The 18,748-nt window shown below is 74.3% G+C and carries 21 protein-coding genes; 8 read left to right on the top strand and 13 right to left on the bottom strand.

Features of this window, described 5'->3' with window-relative positions; all coding sequences use genetic code 11:
* The 5 genes from L615_RS05225 to L615_RS05245 form a co-directional block, all read right to left on the bottom strand.
* On the bottom strand, positions 1-399 hold a 399-nt coding region (locus L615_RS05225; protein ID WP_145724348.1), incomplete at its 3' end, for a DUF3040 domain-containing protein.
* Positions 400-506: 107 nt separating this feature from the next.
* Positions 507-1,790: a DNA polymerase IV gene (dinB, locus tag L615_RS05230; protein WP_145724349.1), complete on the bottom strand. Its 1,284-nt coding sequence runs from the start codon at positions 1,788-1,790 to the stop codon at positions 507-509.
* 27 nt (positions 1,791-1,817) lie between these two features.
* Positions 1,818-2,531, bottom strand: coding sequence for a methyltransferase domain-containing protein (locus L615_RS05235; protein WP_145724350.1), 714 nt, complete (start codon positions 2,529-2,531; stop codon positions 1,818-1,820).
* A gap of 21 nt (positions 2,532-2,552) precedes the next feature.
* Positions 2,553-3,002 (bottom strand): SAV_6107 family HEPN domain-containing protein, encoded by a 450-nt coding sequence (locus L615_RS05240; RefSeq protein WP_145724351.1) that lies wholly within the window; start codon positions 3,000-3,002, stop codon positions 2,553-2,555.
* 99 nt (positions 3,003-3,101) lie between these two features.
* Positions 3,102-3,629 (bottom strand): hypothetical protein, encoded by a 528-nt coding sequence (locus tag L615_RS05245; RefSeq protein WP_028656656.1) that lies wholly within the window; start codon positions 3,627-3,629, stop codon positions 3,102-3,104.
* Between the two features lie 47 nt (positions 3,630-3,676).
* Here L615_RS05245 and L615_RS05250 point away from each other — a divergent pair, with 47 nt between their 5' ends.
* A complete protein-coding gene (locus tag L615_RS05250) occupies positions 3,677-4,150 on the top strand; it encodes a YbaK/EbsC family protein (RefSeq protein WP_028656657.1) in 474 nt (157 codons plus the stop codon).
* The gene (locus L615_RS05255; RefSeq protein ID WP_145724352.1) at positions 4,150-5,466 is read left to right on the top strand and encodes an NAD(P)/FAD-dependent oxidoreductase; all 1,317 of its coding nucleotides are present in this window, start codon (positions 4,150-4,152) and stop codon (positions 5,464-5,466) included. The genes L615_RS05250 and L615_RS05255 overlap by 1 nt, the downstream gene beginning before the upstream one ends.
* Positions 5,467-5,509: 43 nt before the next feature.
* Here L615_RS05255 and metF read toward each other — a convergent pair whose 3' ends face one another.
* Positions 5,510-6,400: a methylenetetrahydrofolate reductase [NAD(P)H] gene (metF, locus tag L615_RS05260; RefSeq protein WP_028656659.1), complete on the bottom strand. Its 891-nt coding sequence runs from the start codon at positions 6,398-6,400 to the stop codon at positions 5,510-5,512.
* 75 nt (positions 6,401-6,475) lie between these two features.
* Between metF and L615_RS05265 the strand changes: the two genes are divergently transcribed.
* Positions 6,476-7,564: a polyprenyl synthetase family protein gene (locus tag L615_RS05265; RefSeq protein WP_028656660.1), complete on the top strand. Its 1,089-nt coding sequence runs from the start codon at positions 6,476-6,478 to the stop codon at positions 7,562-7,564.
* A 36-nt stretch (positions 7,565-7,600) separates the two neighbouring features.
* Here the strand turns inward: L615_RS05265 and L615_RS05270 are convergent, their stop codons facing one another.
* From L615_RS05270 to L615_RS05280, 3 genes are read right to left on the bottom strand one after another with little or no spacing between them, the layout of a single operon-like run.
* Positions 7,601-8,014, bottom strand: a complete 414-nt coding sequence (locus tag L615_RS05270) for a barstar family protein (protein ID WP_051486045.1) — start codon at positions 8,012-8,014, stop codon at positions 7,601-7,603.
* A 4-nt stretch (positions 8,015-8,018) separates the two neighbouring features.
* Positions 8,019-8,489, bottom strand: coding sequence for a ribonuclease domain-containing protein (locus L615_RS05275; RefSeq protein WP_261376565.1), 471 nt, complete (start codon positions 8,487-8,489; stop codon positions 8,019-8,021).
* 11 nt (positions 8,490-8,500) lie between these two features.
* Positions 8,501-8,872 (bottom strand): Rv2175c family DNA-binding protein, encoded by a 372-nt coding sequence (locus L615_RS05280; protein WP_028656662.1) that lies wholly within the window; start codon positions 8,870-8,872, stop codon positions 8,501-8,503.
* Positions 8,873-9,007: 135 nt separating this feature from the next.
* On the opposite strand from L615_RS05280, the gene L615_RS05285 reads away from it, so the two are divergent.
* The 4 genes from L615_RS05285 to L615_RS05300 all read left to right on the top strand — a co-directional run bounded on the left by L615_RS05285 (position 9,008) and on the right by L615_RS05300 (position 13,798).
* The gene (locus L615_RS05285) at positions 9,008-11,170 is read left to right on the top strand and encodes a Stk1 family PASTA domain-containing Ser/Thr kinase (RefSeq protein ID WP_145724353.1); all 2,163 of its coding nucleotides are present in this window, start codon (positions 9,008-9,010) and stop codon (positions 11,168-11,170) included.
* Between the two features lie 10 nt (positions 11,171-11,180).
* Positions 11,181-12,089: a DMT family transporter gene (locus L615_RS05290; RefSeq protein ID WP_261376566.1), complete on the top strand. Its 909-nt coding sequence runs from the start codon at positions 11,181-11,183 to the stop codon at positions 12,087-12,089.
* Positions 12,090-12,177: 88 nt separating this feature from the next.
* Positions 12,178-12,660: an SRPBCC family protein gene (locus L615_RS05295; RefSeq protein WP_145724354.1), complete on the top strand. Its 483-nt coding sequence runs from the start codon at positions 12,178-12,180 to the stop codon at positions 12,658-12,660.
* A 193-nt stretch (positions 12,661-12,853) separates the two neighbouring features.
* Entirely contained in the window at positions 12,854-13,798 is a 945-nt protein-coding gene (locus L615_RS05300) for an NADase-type glycan-binding domain-containing protein (protein ID WP_145724355.1), read from the top strand.
* A 12-nt stretch (positions 13,799-13,810) separates the two neighbouring features.
* On the opposite strand, the gene L615_RS05305 is transcribed toward L615_RS05300, so the two are convergent.
* The 4 genes from L615_RS05305 to L615_RS05320 form a co-directional block, all read right to left on the bottom strand.
* Positions 13,811-14,809: a low specificity L-threonine aldolase gene (locus tag L615_RS05305; RefSeq protein WP_145724356.1), complete on the bottom strand. Its 999-nt coding sequence runs from the start codon at positions 14,807-14,809 to the stop codon at positions 13,811-13,813.
* Positions 14,806-16,143 carry a class II 3-deoxy-7-phosphoheptulonate synthase gene (locus L615_RS05310; protein ID WP_028656667.1) on the bottom strand — a complete coding sequence of 446 codons (1,338 nt, stop codon included), beginning with the start codon at positions 16,141-16,143 and terminating at the stop codon, positions 14,806-14,808. Before L615_RS05310 ends, L615_RS05305 begins: the two co-directional genes overlap by 4 nt.
* Positions 16,144-16,205: 62 nt before the next feature.
* A complete protein-coding gene (locus L615_RS05315) occupies positions 16,206-17,651 on the bottom strand; it encodes an APC family permease (RefSeq protein ID WP_145724357.1) in 1,446 nt (481 codons plus the stop codon).
* Between the two features lie 46 nt (positions 17,652-17,697).
* Positions 17,698-18,339, bottom strand: coding sequence for a nucleotidyltransferase family protein (locus tag L615_RS05320; protein ID WP_261376567.1), 642 nt, complete (start codon positions 18,337-18,339; stop codon positions 17,698-17,700).
* 87 nt (positions 18,340-18,426) lie between these two features.
* Between L615_RS05320 and L615_RS24065 the strand changes: the two genes are divergently transcribed.
* Positions 18,427-18,748, top strand: a 322-nt coding sequence (locus L615_RS24065; RefSeq protein WP_261376568.1) for an endonuclease/exonuclease/phosphatase family protein, incomplete at its 3' end; no start/stop codon positions are given.

The raw sequence follows: 18,748 nt of genomic DNA on the forward strand, positions 1-18,748 counted from the left end.
GCGGGCCTGGAGGGTGTCCATGAAACCGGAGGAGGAGCGGCCGCCGCGGGAGCGACCGGCGCGACCGCCGTCGACGACGCCGAAGCCCGAGGGGTGGGCGGCGACGTGGGGGTCGGGGGTGCCGCCGGTGCGCTGGCCGCGGAGGGCGGAGAGCAGGACGGTGGCGGAGCCGAGCATCACGACGAAGCCGGCGACGCCGACGGGCCAGTAGCCGCTGACCGCGCCGCCCATCATCACGGCGATGCCGGCGGCGAAGGCGATGCCGGCGAGGATGGCGCGGCGGCGTGCCGCAAGGCGCTGCGTGGTTCCGCGCAGCGTCGAGGCGAACTTCGGGTCCTCCTCGCTGAGCGCCCGCTCCATCTGCTCGAGCAGGCGAAGCTCCTCTTCTGAGAGTGGCACCGGTTCCTCCGACACGTCGTCGCTGACTGTCCTCCAAGTGTAGGCAGGCAACTCCTGCCGGGGTAGGGCTACCCCGAAAATCCGTTGCCAGACGGTCCGGGCGGACCTCAGCGGATGGCCTGAACGGGCCATCCCGGAGGGCGTGGGGCGGAGTCGGCGGTGGTGAGCAGGCTGGCCCTGCGGACGGCGGCGGAGCCGAAGCGGTCGGCGGCCCGGTCGACGGCCCGGTCGGCGTCCGGCCACCCGGGGTCGCGCTCGTCGAGGGCGAGCTGGCGGCTGTCGCCGTCACGGAGCCGGCGCAGGCCCTCCACACGGACGCCGAGGAGGCGGACGGCGGGGCGGCGCGGGGCCAGGGCGTCGAGGACGGTGTCGAGCAGGGTGACGGCGGTGTCGTAGACCTCCTGGGTGACGTCGGTGGGCTCGCGGAGGGTGCGGGAGCGGTGCAGGGTGCTGAAGTCGCTGAACCGGACGGTGAGGGCGACGGTGCTGCCGACCCGGCCGGCGGCGCGGACCCGGGCGGTGACGCGGGAGGCGAGGCGGAGCAGCTCGCGGCGCAGGCGAGCGCGGTCGCTGATGTCGACGGCGAGGGTGTGCTGGGAGCCCATGCTCCCCTCGGGTTCGCCCTCGCCGAAGCCGAAGGCGCCGGTGCCGCCGGGACGCAGCTCGGAGCGGTCGGTGCCGTGGGCGAGGGCGTGCAGGTGGCTGCCGAGGTGGCCGCCGAGCATCCGGCGCAGCTGGTCGACGGGGAGCGCGGCGACGTCGCCGACGGTCACCAGGCCGAGCCGGTGCAGACGCTGGCGGGTGGCCTCGCCGACGCCGTGGAGGACACCGACGTCGAGGGGGTGCACCTCGGCGGCGAAACGCTCGGGCGCGATGGTCCGCACGCCGTCGGGCTTGGCGAGGCGGCTGCCGAGCTTGGCGACGGAGACGGTCGCGGCGATGCCGACCGAGCAGGTGATGCCGTGCTCGGCGCGGATGCGGGAGCGCAGCCGCTCGGCGACGGCCTCGGGGGTGCCGAAGAGGCGACCGGCGCCGCGGACGTCGAGGAAGGCCTCGTCGAGGGAGGTCACCTCGACGACGGGCGTGACGGTGCGGAAGGTCTCCATGATCGCCTTCGACACCGGGGTGAGCACCGCGAAGTCGGGCGGCATGGTGACCGCGTGCGGGCACAGGCGGTGGGCCTCGGTGCCGGACATGCCGGAGCGGATGCCGAACCGGCGGGCGGGGTAGTTCGCCGAGAGCACCACGCCCCGGTGCCCGCCGCCGACGACGACGGGCACGTCGTGCAGCTCGGGGCGGTCGCGGATCATCACCGACGCGTAGAACGCGTCCATGTCGACGTGCAGGATCGGGCACGTCGGCGGGGGTGCCGGGTCCCACGACCCGGTCATGGCTCCGCACCCCGCCGGGGCGCGGGCTCAGCCGCGGGTCGCCAGGAGGTGCAGCTGGGTCGCGAGCGGGAGGTACTCGGCGCGGTCCGCGACGGCGCGCTCGAGCTCGACGAGGGCCGCGGCGGCGCCGGGCTCGATGTCGACGAGGGCGGCGGGCACCAGGTCGGCGAAGACCCGGACGCCGTGGATCGCGGTGGGGACGAAGCCGGCCGGGGCGAGCAGGGCCTCGAGCTCGCCGGCCGTGAACCGGCGCCCCGTGCGGCCGTCGACCGCCGACTGGTCGTCGAGCAGGCCGAGCGCCTGCTGGAAGTGCCCGGCCATCGCGCGGGCGAGCACGGCCGCGTGGCGCTGGCCGACGACGAGGCTGAGCAGGCCCTGGGGGCGCAGCACCTCGCCGATCCGGGCGAGCGCGAGGGCCGGGTCGACCACCTCGAGGACACCGTGGCAGAGCACGACGTCGGCGGACCCGGCGCCGACCACGTCGACGAGGTCGGTGACGTCGCCCTGCAGGCCGACGACGTCGAGGTCGGCCTCCTTGGCCCGACGGGCGAGCGCCGCGAGGGCGTCCGGGCTCGGGTCGACCACCCGCACGCGGTGGCCCGACTCGGCCAGCCGGACGGCGAACCCGCCGGKCCCGCCGCCGAGGTCCACCACGTCCCGGGGGCCGCCGGCCAGGGCCGCCTCGAGGGCGTCCCAGACGACGGCGGTCCGCACCGAACCGCGCTGCTCGCGAGTGGCCATGCCCCGAACACTAGCGGTCACTCACCCCGCGGCCCGGTCGACCACCCGCACGCCGACCGGCACGTGCGGAGTGAGGCCCAGGGACTGCTCGACGAGGGCGAGGAAGCGGTCGGCGTCGCGGACCAGGTCGTCGGCCTCGCGGCCGGTGACCGCACGGGAGGAGCCGGCCTCGGCCGCGGCGCGCTTGGCTGCGCCGGCGGCGAAGAAGGTCGCCCACTCCCCCATCTCGGGCGCGACCTCGGCGAGCAGCACCCAGGCGTTCTTCTGCGCGCGGCGGCGGGTCGCGGTCGGCCGGGCCCGCGCGGACAGGAGCGCGGCGGCGGCGCGGAGGGCGGCGACGTGGGCGCAGGCGTAGCGGGTCGCCACGTCGACCGCGGCGACGGCCTCGCTGAGCGACTCGGCCGAGCGGAGCAGGTAGTTGTGCGTGGTCGCCGGCAGCGTGTCGGGACCGAGCGGGAAGGACGGTGCCACGGTGTTCTCCTTCGAGTGCCGTTCGAACACGTGTTCGAACACCTCGAAGGTACACCCGCGCTCCGACGCAACGTCAAGGGTCGCGCCCGGGCGTGCCGCTCAGGAGGCCGCGCCGGCCTCCTGTGCCGCGTCGGACGAACGTGACGACCGGCTCGTCCGCAGGGAGGCCTCCGGCGGCTCGACCGCCTCCTCGGCGTACTCGCTGTGCAGGCGCATGTAGTGCCAGCTCTGGGGGTGCCAGAGGAAGACGAGGGTGACCGAGCAGATCACGGCGCCCGCGATCGCGGCCCACTCGACCAGGGCCGGCGGCTCGGTGCGCACGGTGGCGACGGTGACGAGGAAGACGCCGAAGACGATGATCGCCAGGAAGTGGCGCGCCCAGTTGTGGCCACCGCGGTAGAGCGCGATGAGGGTCGCGGCCATGACGGCGGTCGTGCCGTAGAGCACGAGGATCACGGGCACGAACTCGACGGGCTGGACGGTGCTGTCGCCGACCTGCATCGGGGACCACACGGCCCCGAGATCGTCGCGCTTGACCAGGACCATCACGCACACGGCGAGGCCAGCGGCCACGAGGAGCCACAGCAGCCAGCACGCCGCGTCGACGGCCGGTGGTCGCTTGGTCATCCGTTCCTCCTGCATCAGCCCGTCCCGGCCTCGATAGGGTCTGCCCCATGTCGGCCGAGCATCCTTCGATCGCCCGGTTCCGCGCGGAGCACCAGCGCCGCGGCGGACGGGGCGAGATCGTCATTCTGCCCGACTCCGTCCACACCGCCGCACTGGCCGCCGAGGCACTCGGCTGCGAGGTCGGCGCGATCGCGAACAGCCTGCTCTTCGAGGCCGACGGATCCCCCGTGCTGATCCTCACCTCGGGAGACCACCGCGTGGACACGAAGCTCACCGCCGAGCGGATCGGGCGCGGCAAGCTGCGCCGCGCCTCGCCGGACTTCGTGAAGGAGCACACTGGCCAGGTGATCGGTGGCGTCTCGCCGATCGCGCACCCGGCACCGGTCCCGACCTACCTCGACACCTGGTTGCAGCGGTACGACGTCGTGTGGGCCGCCGCGGGTCACCCGGCTGCCGTCTTCTCCACGTCGTACGACGAGCTGCTGGCCATGACCGGCGCGACCCCCGTCGAGGTGGAGTAGTGGCGCGGGTCGTCGTCGTCGGCGGAGGCCTCGGCGGCATGGCCACCGCGGCCCGGCTGGCCAAGCAGGGCCACCAGGTCGCGCTGCTCGAGGCGGGCCCGCGGCTGGGCGGTGCCCTCGCGCCGGTCGAGCAGGACGGCTACCGCTGGGAGGGCGGGCCGGCGACGACCCTGGTCCCGGCGGCGCTGCGCGACCTGTTCCGCAAGACCGGCCGGCCCCTGGAGAAGGAGCTGGCCGGGGAGCTCGAGCCGGTCGCCGTGCTGCGCGAGCACCGCTTCGAGGACCGCACGTCGGTCCGGCTGCCGGGCGGCTCGCGGGCCGACCAGATCGCGGCGTTCGACGAGCTCGGCGCAGGCCTGGGCGAGGTGTGGGCGCGCCACGTCGACCTCTACGGGGCGGTGTGGGACGTCCTGCGCCGTCACTACGTGGAGGCACCGGCAGAGCCTGCGGACCGTCGCAGCCTGCCCAGGGAGCTCGACGACCTCTTCGCCATCCGCGAGACGCTGCACAAGCGGCTGCGCCACGACTTCCGCGACGAGCGGCTGGCCCTCGTGGCCGGCCACCTCCCCCGCGCCGAGGGCCACGACCTGCGCAACGTGCCGTCGTGGGTCGGCGTCGGCTCCTACCTGGAGCAGACCTTCGGCGGGTGGCGCGTGCCCGGCGGCATGTGCCGGCTCGCCGACCTCCTGGAGGCGCGCCTGGCGACCCGTGGGGTCACCGTGCGCACCGGCACCGAGGTGGCCGACGTGGTCGTGCGCGGGGGCCGCGCCGTCGCGGTGCGCACCAGCGAGGGCGATGCGGACGCCGACGTCGTCGTGGTCGCCGTCGACCCGCGCCGGCTGCCCGCGCTCGCGGGCCACGTGCAGAAGACGATGCCGGCCCTCCCGCCCGTCGTCACGCACCTCGGCCTGACCGGCGACGTCCCGCCGTTGGAGCACGAGGTCGTGTTCAACGCCGAGCCGATGATCTCGGTGCGCCCCGGTGTCTCCGCGCCGGAGGGCGGCACGGCGTGGACCCTGCACGGGCGCGGCAAGATCGCCGAGGACATGACCGTGGCGCTGGCCCGGCACGGGCTCGACGTGCGCGACCACGTCGTCACCCGCGTCGACCTCACGCCTCGCGACCTCGTCCAGCACTGGAACGGCTCGCCGCTGGGCGTGCTGTGGCAGGGCCGGGGCACCGTCCGCAGCCGGCTCGGGCCGACCACGCCGGTGGCCGGGGTCTACCTCGCCGGTGCGCACGGTGCGCCGGGGGCGGGGGTCCCGTTCGTGACGCAGTCGGCCGCGCTGGTCGCCGGGCTGGTCGGCCCCGCCTGAGCGGGAGCCCCCGGCCGGACCACGGTGCGGCGCGGTGAGGCGGTCAGACGGTGATCTGCAGCGCCTCGAAGATCTCGAGCGTCGCCTTGGACCGGTTGAGCGTGTAGAAGTGCAGCCCCGGCGCGCCGCCGACGAGCAGCTCGTCGCACAGCTCGGCGGCGAGCCGGATGCCCTCGGCCCGCACGGCCGCGGGGTCGCCGTCGTAGGCGCTGATCCGGTCGACGACCGGCTGCGGCACGCTCGTGCCGATCAGCTCGCCCTGGCGGCGGATCGCGCTGAGGTTCAGGATCGGCATGATGCCCGGCAGGATCGGGATGTCCACGCCGCGGGCGCGCACCCGGTCGACGAGGCCGAAGTAGTCCTCGGCGCGGAAGAACATCTGGGTGACCGCGAACTCCGCACCGGCCCGCGCCTTGGCGACGAGCACGTCGGCGTCGGCGTCGAGCGACTCCGCGGACGGGTGGCCCTCCGGGAACGCGGCGACACCGACCCGGAAGTCGCCGCGCGAGCGGGCGAGCTCAACGAGCTCGATCGCGTAGTTGAGGCCGCCGTCGGTCGGGGTCCACTCGGCGCGCGGTCCCTCCTGCGGGTCGCCGCGCAGCGCCATCACGTGGTTGACGCCCTCGCGGCCGTAGGCGTCGAGGATCGCCTCGAGCTCGCCGCGGGTGTGGCCGACGCAGGTCAGGTGCGCCATCGGGATCAGCGAGGTCTCCCGGGCGATGCGGCCGGTGATCGCGACGGTCTTGTCCCGCGTGCTGCCGCCGGCGCCATAGGTCACCGAGACGAAGGTCGGGCGGTACGGCTCGAGCGCGCGGATCGCGTCCCAGAGCTGGACCTCGCCGGCCTCGTCCTTCGGCGGGAAGAACTCGAAGGAGAACGAGCGACCGCCCTCGCGGATCAGCTCGCCGAGCGAACGCCCTGCACCTGTCGTCATGGGCCGCAGTGTAGGTGGAACAGGTTGTCGCCACCCCATCATCTCGCAGGTGGATACCGTCACTAGGCTGGCCGGGTGACCGACCAGCGGTGGGACCCGACCTCCTTCCGGGCGGGCGTCCAGGCCACGCTCGACGCCTTCCTGGCCGAGCAGGCCGACCGGCTGGCACCGCTGGGCGCCGACGCGTCGCGACTGCTGACCGAGGCCCGGGCGACCGTGTCGGGCGGCAAGCGCTTCCGCGCCGCCTTCTGCCAGTGGGGCTACGCCGCCGTCGCAGGCGTGCCCGACGGTGACGACGCGAGCGCCGTGCTGCGCGCCGCGGCGGCCCTGGAGCTGCTGCACGCGAGCGCGCTGGTCCACGACGACCTGATGGACGCCTCCGACACCCGCCGCGGCCGCGCGGCGACCCACCGTGGGTTCGAGGCCGAGCACCGCGCCGACGGCTGGCGCGGCGACCCGGTGCAGTACGGCGCCGCGGCGGCCATCCTGCTCGGCGACCTGCTGCTCTCGTGGGCCGACGAGCTGGTCCGGCGCTGCGGGCTGGGCTGGGACCGGGTCGGCCCCGCGCTCGAGGTCTTCGACCTGTGCCGCTCCGAGGTGATCGCGGGCCAGTTCCTCGACGTGTCGGTGCAGGCGCGCGGGCGCGCGACCGTCGAGCAGGCCACGACCGTGCTGCGCTACAAGTCGGCGAAGTACTCCATCGAGCGGCCGCTGCACGTCGGCGCCGCCCTGGCCGGCGCCGGGCCGGCGACGCTGGAGCGGCTCACCGCCTTCGGCCTGCCGCTCGGTGAGGCGTTCCAGCTGCGCGACGACCTGCTCGGCGTCTTCGGTGACCCGGCCACCACCGGCAAGCCGGCCGGGGACGACCTGGTCGAGGGCAAGCGCACCGTGCTGGTCGCGCTCGCGCTGCAGGGCGCCGGTGCCGACGACGCCGCCCGGCTCGACGCCGCGCTCGGCACCGCGCTCGACGAGGACGCCGTCGCGGAGCTGCGCCGGATCATCGACACCAGCGGCGCCCGCGAGCAGGTCGAGACGATGATCGCCGACCTCGCCACCACGGCGGTCGGCGCGCTGCGCACCGGCCAGGCCGAGGAGGGCTGGGACGCCGGGGCCTGCGAGGTGCTCGAGCAGCTCGCCACCGCGGCCACCCGCCGCACCCGCTAGTCGGCCACCGGCCAGCGGCCAGCGGTCAGTCGGCCACTAGTCCAGCAGCGGTACGACGTCCGCGGGTCCCGGCCCGCGCAGCAGCACCTCGACGGCCGGGTCGTCGTCGGCCCGGCTGCCGAGCACCTCGACGAGCACGGCGAAACGCCGCGGGTCGGCGTGCGCGAAGCCGCCCCAGGCGTCCCACAGCAGCACCGTCGGCGTGCCGAGGTCGCGCAGGCAGTCGTTGAGGGCGTCCAGGTTGCGGCCGTAGTGCTCCGGCAGCACCAGCGCCCTGCCGATCGCGTCCAGCACGGCCGGCAGCTCCTCGAGGCCCGCGCCGTCGACGTACCCGAACGCCCAGCCGGCGTGCTCCACCGCGTGCTCGACATCGACCACGTCGAGCGCGGAGTCCCAGCGGTGCACGCCCGGGGCGTGCCGGCCGGCGAGGACGGCAGCGAGACCGCTCACGGGGTCACCTCCGGATCCGCTCGAAGGACTGGTAGTGGTCCTCGGTCCAGTAGAGCTCTCCCCCGTCGCCGGCGACGATGCGCCGCGCGCCGCGGTGGCTGAGCCCGGGCGTCTCGACGGTGTACTCCCGGTAGTAGCCGCGAGGCCGGTCCGGGAGCAGTCCCTCGAAGTTGCCGAAGGACTGGTCGTCGTTCCGCGGGTACGGGAACGGCCCGCCGGCGTCGATCAGGTCGACGGTCTCGGCGGCCTCGCGGGGCAGGTCGGCGAGGTCGACGTACGGCAGCCCGTGCTCGTCGACGGACGAGGTCGGGGACCGGGCACCGTCCGTCGGCGTGGCGACCGCGCTGGAGTCCTCGCGGGCGGTGCCGCCGTCCTCGTCGTCGCCCTGGGACTGCAGCCACCACAGCCCCGCGAGCAGCAGGAGGGTGACGAGGGTCGAGAGGACCTGGCTGGTCCGCCTCCCGGGGCGCGGCACCGGGTTCGGCCTCAGAAGGCGAGCGCCTGGGCGCGCCGCTTCACCTCGGCGCCGCGGTTCTCGCGCAGGGCGTCGATCGGGCGGCCCGGGAGGTCGGCGTCGAGGAAGATCCACGCGATGCACTCGCGGTCGTCGAAGCCGTTGTCGTGCAGCACGGTCAGCAGGCCCGGCAGGCCCTTGACCGGCTCGCCGTCGACGATGAAGAGCGCCGGGATGCCCTGCGGCCGGCCCTTCGCGGGGACGGCGGCCGCCAGCTGGTGGTCGCGCACCATGGTGCGCACCTTGGCGGGCGTCACGCCGATCTGCGCGGCCGCCTCGTCCCAGGTCAGCCACTCCTCGACGAGGACGGACAGGTCCTGCTCGGCCAGCGGTGCGTCGCTCATGCACCCATCTTCCCCCACCGGGCGGTCGAGGATCACACCGGCGTGGCCGCCCGGCGAGCGTGGCCCGGCGCCGTACCATGGCCGTTCCGGTCCACTTCCCCGGCCGGTCCAGAGGAACCGCACAGGAGGGTCGCTGTGCACAAGGACGAGCGTGCCCGCGGCGAGGCGGCCGCGCGGCGTGGCGACCCCGCGGGCACCTCCCGGACCGAGGACCACCTGAGCGGCCGCCTGCTCGACGGCCGCTACCGGGTCGGGCCGCGCATCGCCCGCGGCGGCATGGCCAGCGTCTACGAGGCCGTCGACACCCGCCTGGACCGCACCGTCGCGGTGAAGGTCATGCACCCCGGCCTCGGGGACGCCACGACGCAGGAGGATTCCTTCGCCCGCCGCTTCGTGCGGGAGGCCAAGGCGGCCGCCGGGCTGTCCCACCCGAACGTCGTGGCGGTCTACGACCAGGGCCGCGACGAGGCCGGCGACGGCACGACCTACCTGGTCATGGAGTACGTCCCCGGCCACACCCTGCGCGACACGATCACCAAGGAAGCGCCAATGTCGCCCGAGCGGGCGCTGGCCATCCTCGACCCCGTGCTCTCCGCGCTCGGCTCGGCCCACCGCGCCGGGCTGATCCACCGCGACGTGAAGCCGGAGAACGTGCTGATCGCCGACGACGGGCGGATCAAGGTCGCCGACTTCGGCCTGGCCAAGGCGGTCAGCGCGGAGACCCAGCACACCGCGACCAACGGCGTGCTGATCGGCACCGTCTCCTACCTCGCGCCCGAGCTGGTCGTCGAGCAGCGTGCCGACGCCCGCGCCGACGTCTACGCCGCCGGCGTGATCCTCTTCGAGCTGCTGACCGGCACCAAGCCACACACCGGCGAGACGCCGATCGCCGTCGCCTACCGCCACGTCCACCACGACGTGCCGCCGCCGTCCTCGGTCGTGCCCGGCCTGCCGGCGTACGTCGACGCGCTGGTCGCCCGGGCGACCACCCGCGACCCGAGCCTGCGCCCGGCCGACGCCACGGTGCTGCTGCACCACGTGCACCGGGTCGCCCAGGCCCTGCACGACGGGGTCCGCGAGGACCCCGAGCTCGTCGCCGACCTGCTGCCGTCGGCGCGCTCGGTCGACGGCGACACCACGCCCGAGCCGGTCGGCTCGCTGCTGGCGCAGGCGCCGGGCCTGCTGCCGGCGCCGACCGCGCCCCGGGCGGGCACCGCCACCCGCGACACCGACGGCGAGCGGACCTCGGTCATCCCGGCGTCCGCCGCGTCCCCGGCGGAGCGCACCGCGCGCCGCCCGCGCCAGGGGGCGGCCCCCGCCGCGGTGGCCGCCCGTCCGGGGCCGGATGGCGACCACAACGGCCCCGGCGCCGCCGGTGCCCACGGGGCCGGGCGGCGCCGCAGCCGCCGCGGCCTGGTGCTCACCCTCGTCGTCGCGCTGGTCCTGGCCGGCCTCGGCGCCGCCGGCTACTGGTTCGGCTGGGGGCGCTACACCTCGACGCCCGGCGTCGTCGGCCTCGAGCAGGCCGCCGCCGAGACGAAGCTCGACGACGCCGGCCTCGGCGCCACGATCGAGGAGGTCCACTCCGACAACGTCGCGGCCGGGCACGTCGTCTCCACCGATCCCCGCCCGGGCGCGCGGATCCTGCCCGGTGACGACGTCACCCTCACCGTCTCGCTCGGCCCGGAGGTCTACGACGTCCCCGACCTCGCCGGGCTGACCGTCGAGGACGCCGAGCAGTCGCTCGCCGAGGTGCGGATGGTGCTCGGCCGCCAGGTCGAGCGCTGGTCCGAGACCGTGCCGAAGGGTCGGGTCATCCGCAGCCGCCCGGCCTTCGGCACCGACGCCGCGAAGGCGCTGCCCGTCGACACCGCGGTCGCCGTCGTGGTCAGCAAGGGACGCAAGCCGATCAAGGTCGGCAGCTGGGCCGGTCGCGACGCCGAGAAGCTGGAGAAGACGCTCGAGGGGCGTGGGCTGCAGGTCAAGGTCGTCGACACCGAGTACAGCGACGACGTGCCGCAGGGCCACGTCATCAGCCACACCCCCAAGGCCGGCAGCACGCTCTACAGGGGCGACGAGGTCGAGCTGGTCGTGTCCAAGGGGCCCGAGCTGGTCACCGTCCCCTCGGTGCGCTACTCCTCCACCTCCTCCGCGGTCGAGAAGCTCGAGGACCTCGGCTTCAAGGTGAAGAAGGAGCGGGCGTCGATCTACCTCAGCGGCCAGGTCGCGTGGGACACCGAGCCCGGCTCGGGCGCCCGCGTGCGCAAGGGCAGCACGATCATCCTCTACGTCGTCTGAGGCGGCGACCGTGACCGACCGCGGCGCCCGCCGTACCTCCCTGCTCGCCGCCCTGGCGCTGCTCGCCATGACCGCGTCGTGGGGCTCGACGTTCTTCCTGATCAAGGACCTGCTCGACCGGGTGCCCACGGTCGACTTCCTCGCCGTGCGCTTCCTCGTCGCCGGCGCCGCGATGCTGCTCGTCGCGCCGCGCGCGGTCGCCCGCCTCTCCCCCGAGGTGCGCCGCAGGGCGCTGGTGCTCGGCGCTCTGTACGGCGTCGCGCAGATCCTGCAGACCGCCGGGCTCGCGCACACGCCAGCGAGCGTGTCCGGCTTCATCACCGGCCTCTACGTCGTCGCGACGCCGGTGCTCGCCGCCGTGGTGCTGCGCACGCGGATCAACGGCCTGACCTGGGCGGCGGTCCTGCTGGCGACCGCGGGTCTGGGCGTGCTCACCCTCGACGGCTTCTCGATCGGCTACGGCGAGGCGATCACCCTCGTCGCGGCGCTGCTCTACGCCGCGCACATCGTCGGCCTCGGCGCCTGGTCCACCGCGTCGGACGCGCTGGGCATGTCGATCCTGCAGGTGCTGGTCATCGCGGCGATCTGCCTGGCAGCCGCGCTGGTGACCGGCGAGCGCGGCGTGGTGCTGCCCGACCGCGGCGCGGACTGGGTGTCCCTGGTCTACATGGCGCTGGTCGCCGGTGCCGCGGCGATGCTCGCCCAGACCTGGGCGCAGTCGCACCTGCCGCCCACCCGCAGCGCGATCATCATGAGCATGGAGCCGGTGTTCGCCGCGTTCTTCGCCGTCCTGCTCGGCGGGGAGCAGGTCACCGCACGGATGGCGGTCGGCGGGCTGATGGTGCTGACGGCGATGCTCGTCGTCGAGGCGCTCCCGCGGCGCAAGGTGGAGGCCGAGGTCACCCACCTCGCCGTCTAGCCGCACCCGGCCGGACGCCCCCACTGGCGCTCGGCGCCGACCCGGCGCACCATGGAGGACGGGGGTTCGTCGTCCCTGAGGAGTCGCCATGGCCGGTCACGTCATCCACGTCCACACCACCATCCCGGCGCCACCGGAGCGGGTCTGGGAGGTCATCACCGACGTCGGCCACGCCGACCAGGTGCTGCGCAGCGTCCACGACAGCGAGGTGCTCACCGACGGCGGCTACGACGTCGGCACCACCTGGCGCGAGCGGCGCACCCTGTTCGGGCACCGCGGCCCGGAGGAGCTCCACGTCGTCGAGGCCCAGGCGCCGGTCCGCACCGTGGTCGAGGCCGAGGTGGGCGACGACGTCATCCGCACGTCGTACCGCCTGACCCCGACGCCGGACCACCAGCGCACCCGGCTGGCGATGACCACGACGGTCGAGATGAGCCACCGCTCGCCGGTGTCGCGCGCCGTCTGGGCGATGTTCGGCGGCTTCAGCTACGACCGCAGCCGCAAGGTGCTCGAGCACGACCTGGAGGACATCGAGGCGGAGGCCTGCCGGCGCGCCGCCGCGGCCGGCTGATACCCCGACAGCGGTTCCGTTCCACGGTCCGCGGCGCGGTCGGGGTACGGTGACCCGCGAGATGACCACCCCGACGTACTGCACCAGCTGCGGGCATGAGCTCGGGGTCGGGCGGTTCTGCACGAATTGCGGCAGGCCCGTGCCCGGCCGACACCCCGAGGCGGCGCCCGCCCCCGGTGCTCCCCCGGCGCCGGTGACCGAGCGCGCGCCGGAGCCCCGCGGCCCGGTCGTCCCGCCGCCGGTGAGCCAGGTGCCGCCGGCCGCGCGCTACCCCCTGTACGCCGACGACGCGCCGACCCGTACGGCGCCGACGGTGGCCGCTCGCCCGGTCCCTCCGGGACCGCGCCCGTCCGGTCCGCCGCCGTCCGGTCCGCCGCCGGCCGGTCCACCCCCGTTCGTCGCGCCCGCCCACGGCGCTCCCGCGCCGCGGCGCTCCACCCCCGGCTGGCTGCCGTGGGTCGCGGCCGTGGTGGTGCTCGCGCTGGTCGCCGGCCTGGGTGGCTGGCTGCTGCTGGGCGGTGACGACGGCGACGACCGCGCCGACGACCGGGGTGACGCCCGCCGCACTGTCGGCGCGACGGACCCGTCCGCCGGCACCAGCGAGCCGGCCCAGCCGGACGCCTCCGGCACCGAGGATCCGGCGCCTGCCCCCGACCCCGCTGACGTCGTCGACCTCACCTCGGGCGTCTCGGCCGAGGTGCCGGGCGTCGCGCCGCCGAGCCGCGACCGGCAGAACCGGCCGGTCCGCTTCCTCCCGCGCAACATGTGGGACGGCAAGGCCCGCACCTCGTGGCGGATGCCCGGTGACGGGACGGGCACGACGCTGACCTTCGACCTCGGCCAGGAGGTCGTGCTGACCGAGGTCGGCATGATCAACGGCTACGCGAAAATCGACGGCCCCGACAACTGGTACCGCGCCAACCGCCGGGTCCGGGCCGTGCAGTGGGAGTTCGACGACGGCACCCGGGTCACCCAGGAGCTCGCCGACGACCGCCGCATGCAGATGGCCCAGGTCGGGCCCATCGCGACCCGGACGATCCGGATCCACCTCGTCCAGGTCACCGCCCCGGGGCGCGGTGACAACGGGCGCGACTACACCGCGATCAGCGAGGTCCGCTTCCTCGGCGCACCGGCCTGACCGGCTGCGGCGTCAGGCCAGCAGCGAGGCGAGCACCCGCGCGGCCGACTCGGCGTCGCCGCGGTCCACGTCGAGGTGGGTCACCAGCCGCACGGTGCGGGCGCCGACGGCGCCGACCAGCACCCCCGCCTCGCGGGCCCGGGCCACCAGGCCCGGGGCGTCGGCGCACTCGAGTGCCACGATGTTGGTGTCGACGGTCGCCGGGTCGACGCCGACGGCCTCGGCCAGCAGCCGGGCGTGGACGTGGTCGTCGGCCAGCCGGTCGACGTGGTGGTCCAGGGCGTGCAGACCCGCAGCGGCGAGGATGCCGACCTGGCGCATCCCGGCGCCGAGCCGCTTGCGTCGTACCCGCGCCTCGGCGACCACGTCGGCCGGGCCGAGCAGCAGCGAGCCGGCCGGGGCGCCGAGGCCCTTGGAGAGGCAGACCGCCATCACGTCCGCCAGCCGGCCGTAGTCGGCGAGCGGGGTGCCGGTCGCGACGTGGGCGTTCCAGATCCGGGCCCCGTCGACGTGCACGCCGACGCCGTGGTCGTCGGCGAAGCGCCGGACGGCGGCGAGGTCGTCGAGCGGGACGACGGTGCCGCCGGCGAAGTTGTGCGTGTTCTCGACCGAGATCGCCGTGGTGCGCACGAAGAACGGGCCGAGGTCGGGGGCGAGCAGGTCACCGATCGCGGCGAGGTCCATCTGCCCACGCGGGTCCGACCACGTGCGCATCGTGAGCCCGGTGACGGCTCCGTGCGCGCCCAGCTCGGCGCGGGCGATGTGCGCCCGGGCCTCGCAGAGTACCTCCTGCCCGGGACCGACCAGCGCGGCGACCGCGAGCACGTTCGCCAGCGACCCGGTCGGCGTGAAGAGCGCGGCCTCGTGGCCGAACAGGCCGGCGACCCGCTCCTCGAGCGCACGGACGGTCGGGTCCTCGCCGTAGACGTCGTCGCCCACCTCGGCCGCGGCCATGGCGGCACGCATGGCCGCGGTCGGCCGGGTGACCGTGTCCGAGCGGAGGTCGATCACTTGCGACGCAGGTTCTCGGCGACCTGGAAGGCGAGCTCGAGCGACTGGACGCGGTTGAGGCGCGGGTCGACCACCGACTCGTAGCGGTGGGCCAGGCCCTGCTCGTCGAGCTCCTCGCCGCCGCCGATGATCTCGGTGACGTCGTCGCCGGTGTTCTCGACGAGGATGCCCGCCGGGACCGTGCCGAGCGAGCGGTGGACCTCGAAGAAGCCGATGACCTCGTCGAGCACGTCCTCGAAGCGGCGCGTCTTGTAGCCGTTGGACGCCTCGAAGGTGTTGCCGTGCATCGCGTCGCAGACCCAGGCCACGTCGACGCCCTCGGCGGTGACCTTCTCGACCAGCGGCGGCAGGCCGTCGCGGATCTTGCCCGCGCCGAAGCGGGTGATGAAGGTGAGCCGGCCGGGCTCGTTGGTGGGGTTCAGCCGCGCCGCGAGGGCGAGGGCGTCGTCGGCGGTCGCGGACGGGCCGAGCTTGCACCCGATCGGGTTGCTGATGTGGCTGAAGTACTCCACGTGCGCGCCGTCGAGCTGCCGGGTGCGCTCGCCGATCCAGACCATGTGGCCGGAGACGTTGTAGGGCTTGTCGGTGCGCGAGTCGATGCGCGTCATCGCGTGCTCGTACTCGAGCAGGAGCGCCTCGTGGGAGGAGTAGAAGTCGACCCGGTGGAACTCGTCGGGGTCGGCGCCGATCGCCTTCATGAAGGTCAGCGCGCGGTCGATCTCCGCCGCCATCGCCTCGTAGTGCTGGCCGACGGGGCTGTTGCGCACGAACTCGGAGTTCCAGGTGTGCACCTGGCGCAGGTCGGCGTAGCCGCCCGTCGTGAACGCGCGCACGAGGTTCAGCGTCGACGCGGACGCGTGGTAGACGTCGAGCAGGCGCTGCGGGTCGGGGCGCCGGGAGTCCGGGGTGAAGTCGAAGCCGTTGACCGCGTCGCCGCGGTAGGCCGGCAGCGTGACCCCGTCGCGGGTCTCGGTGTCGGACGAGCGCGGCTTGGCGTACTGGCCGGCGAGGCGGCCGACCTTCACCACCGGCACGGACGCGGCGTAGGTCAGCACGACGGCCATCTGCAGCAGCACGCGCAGCTTGTTGCGGGTGTTGTCGGCGGTCGCGTCGGCGAAGGTCTCCGCGCAGTCCCCGCCCTGGAGGAGGAAGGCCTCGCCCCGGCTGGCGGCCGCGATCTTCGCCTTGAGCTCGTCGCACTCGCCCGCAAAGACCAGCGGGGGAAGCGTGCGCAGCCTCTCGACGACGGCCGCGAGGGCCGCGGGGTCGTCGTATGAGGGCTGCTGCTTCGCGCCGATGGCGTGCAACTGCTCGAGGGACGGAAGGGTGCTCACCCCCCAAGGGTACGGCGCGGGACGCCCCATCGCCGATCCGGCGCTGACCCGTGGACCGGGCGTCAGTCGTCCGGGTCGGCGCCCAGATGGTCGATGTCGGCGAAGTGGCCGCCCTCGGGCTTGTGGAGGAACCGGGTCACCGCCCACAGCACGATGCCGATCGCGAGCAGGCCGGCCGCGATCTTGTACTGCACCATGTCGGCCTCCAGGCGGGCCCACGGGCCGAGCAGGTAGGCGCAGAACACCGCGCCCAGCACCGGTACCACCGTCGGCGCCCGGAAGGCCTCGGGCCGCTCCTCGCGGCGTAGCACCAGGCAGGCGACGTTGACGATGGTGAACACCGCGAGCAGGAGCAGCGAGGTCGTGCCGGCCAGCGAGGCGACAATGGTCGACTCCGACGCGAGCCGGACATAGGTGATCAGGCCCAGCGCGAGCAGGGTGGTGAAGACGATCGCGACGTACGGCGAGCGGCGCCCGCGCAGCACCTTGCCCAGCACCGGCGGCAGCACGCCCTGGCGGGCCATGCCGTAGACCAGCCGGCTGGCCATCAGCATGTTGATCAGCGCGGTGTTCGCCACGGCGAAGACGGTGAGGAACGGGAAGATGTCGTCGATCGGCAGGTCCGGCGCACCGATCTTGACCACGTCGATGAGGACGCCGGCCTCGCTGCTGGGCTCGGCGATGTCACCGGCGGGCAGCACCGCGATGACGGCGACCGCCACCAGCATGTAGATGACGACCGCGATGCCGAGGCCGGTGAGCATCATCCTCGGGAAGATCCGCCGCGGGTCCTTGGTCTCCTCGACCATGTTGACCGAGTCCTCGAAGCCGACCATCGAGAAGAAGGCGRTGGCGGTCGCGATGGTCACCGCCATGAACAGGCCCTTGTCGTCGGGGCTCTCGAAGGCCGTGACCCGCTCCAGGTCGCCGTCGCCGCGACCGACCACCCAGACGCCGATGCCGATGACGATCGCCAGCGCGAGCATCTCGACGAGCGTCAGCACGACGTTGAACTTCACGCTCTCGCCGACACCGCGCAGGTTGATCGCCGCGAGCACGACCATGAACAGCAGGGCGACGACGAGCACGAGGCCCGAGGCCGGCTCGTCGTTGCCGAAGCCGATCAGCAGGTTGGACGCGACCAGCCCCGACGCCGTCGACGCGCTGGTGATGCCGGAGCACACGACCGTGAAGGCGACGAGGAAGGTGATGAAGTGGACACCGAACGCCTTGTGGGCGTACAGCGCCGCCCCCGCTGCCTGGGGGTACTTCGTGACCAGCTCGAGGTAGGAGTACGCCGTCAGCGTCGCGATCGCGAACGCCACGAGGAACGGCAGCCACGCGATGCCGCCGACCTGTCCGGCGAGGCGCCCGGTGACGGCATAGACCCCGGCACCGAGGATGTCACCGACGATGAAGAGCAGCAGGAGCCCCGGGCCCAGGACCCGCTTGAGCGACGGCTGGGCGTCGGCCTCGGGGGTCGTTCCCGTCTGCGAGGTGTCGGTCATGGTCGTTCCTTCTCCCGAGGTGGAAAGTCTCTCGCCCTGCCCTGTCTCACCTTGGCGCAGCCGTCGGCGGTTGGGAAGCATGTCCGCCGGGCGGCGGCGTGGCGACCACGCCGAGCCGGCGCAGCAGGCCCAGCGTCGCCTCGGCGAACGGGTTGTCCGCCGTACGCCGCTCGACCTCGCCCCAGTCGACCTGCTCGCGCACCGCGCGGGCGACCGGGATGACCGGGGTCAGGTTGCACGCGTGCTCCTCCATCGCGCCGAGCTTGTCGGCCATCAGCACCGTCGCCGGGAGCACCGGCATCTGCACCGACTCGACCTCGATCACCTCGGCGTCGTCGAAGCGGCTGCGGGAGATCGGCTCGCCGCCGACCCGGAAGATCACGTCGACCATCGCCCCGTCGATGAAGACCTTGAACAGCCAGTCCTCCGGGGGCTGGACCACCTCGAGGTCCCGCGCGGCCAGCAGGTCCCGGGCGCGGGGCGCGTCCTCCTCGGCGACCATGAAGTCCACGTCGTGGTCGGGCTCCGGCCCACCACGCGCCCACAGCCCGTAGCTGCCGGCCAGCGCGAAGGGCGTCTCGCCCTCCTTCAGCGTGACCGCGACCAGCTTGAGCGCCTCGCGCAGCGCGTCCTGCCCGTACGGACCGGCAGGACGCACTGCGCGGGCCGAGGCGTCGTCGTGCACCATCCGCCATCACCTCGGGTCGGGTGGTACCCCCGCCCCGGAGGTCCATGCACCCGCTTCCCGAGCCCGTTCCCGGGTACTGGCGGGGCGATGAGGCTGGTCTCGTTCAACATCCTCAACGGCCGCACGCTGCACGACGACACCGTGGACGTGCGGGTGCTCGCCGACGCCGTCCGGTCCCTCGACCCGGACGTGCTCGCGCTGCAGGAGGTGGACCGCAACCAGCAGCGGTCGGGCCGCGCCGACCTCACCGCGGTCGCGGCGGAGGCGATGGGGGCGCCGCACCACCGCTTCGTCGCCGCGCTCGCCGGGAGCCCGGGGGCGACCTGGACGGCGGCCACCGGGCGGGAGCAGCCGGAGGACGCCGCCTACGGCATCGCCCTGCTGAGCCGGTTCGAGGTCGCCGGCTGGG

Origin of the sequence: Nocardioides sp. J9, from assembly GCF_007829375.1 — a bacterium.
GTDB lineage: Bacteria > Actinomycetota > Actinomycetes > Propionibacteriales > Nocardioidaceae > Nocardioides.

Coding starts and splice junctions, on each gene's coding strand:
- dinB (WP_145724349.1), bottom strand. CDS start 1,790: ATGACCGGGTCGTGGGACCCGGCACCCCCGCCGACGTGCCCGATCCTG.
- L615_RS05245 (WP_028656656.1), bottom strand. CDS start 3,629: ATGACCAAGCGACCACCGGCCGTCGACGCGGCGTGCTGGCTGCTGTGG.
- L615_RS05250 (WP_028656657.1), top strand. CDS start 3,677: ATGTCGGCCGAGCATCCTTCGATCGCCCGGTTCCGCGCGGAGCACCAG.
- metF (WP_028656659.1), bottom strand. CDS start 6,400: ATGACGACAGGTGCAGGGCGTTCGCTCGGCGAGCTGATCCGCGAGGGC.
- L615_RS05280 (WP_028656662.1), bottom strand. CDS start 8,872: ATGAGCGACGCACCGCTGGCCGAGCAGGACCTGTCCGTCCTCGTCGAG.
- L615_RS05295 (WP_145724354.1), top strand. CDS start 12,178: ATGGCCGGTCACGTCATCCACGTCCACACCACCATCCCGGCGCCACCG.
- L615_RS05320 (WP_261376567.1), bottom strand. CDS start 18,339: ATGGTGCACGACGACGCCTCGGCCCGCGCAGTGCGTCCTGCCGGTCCG.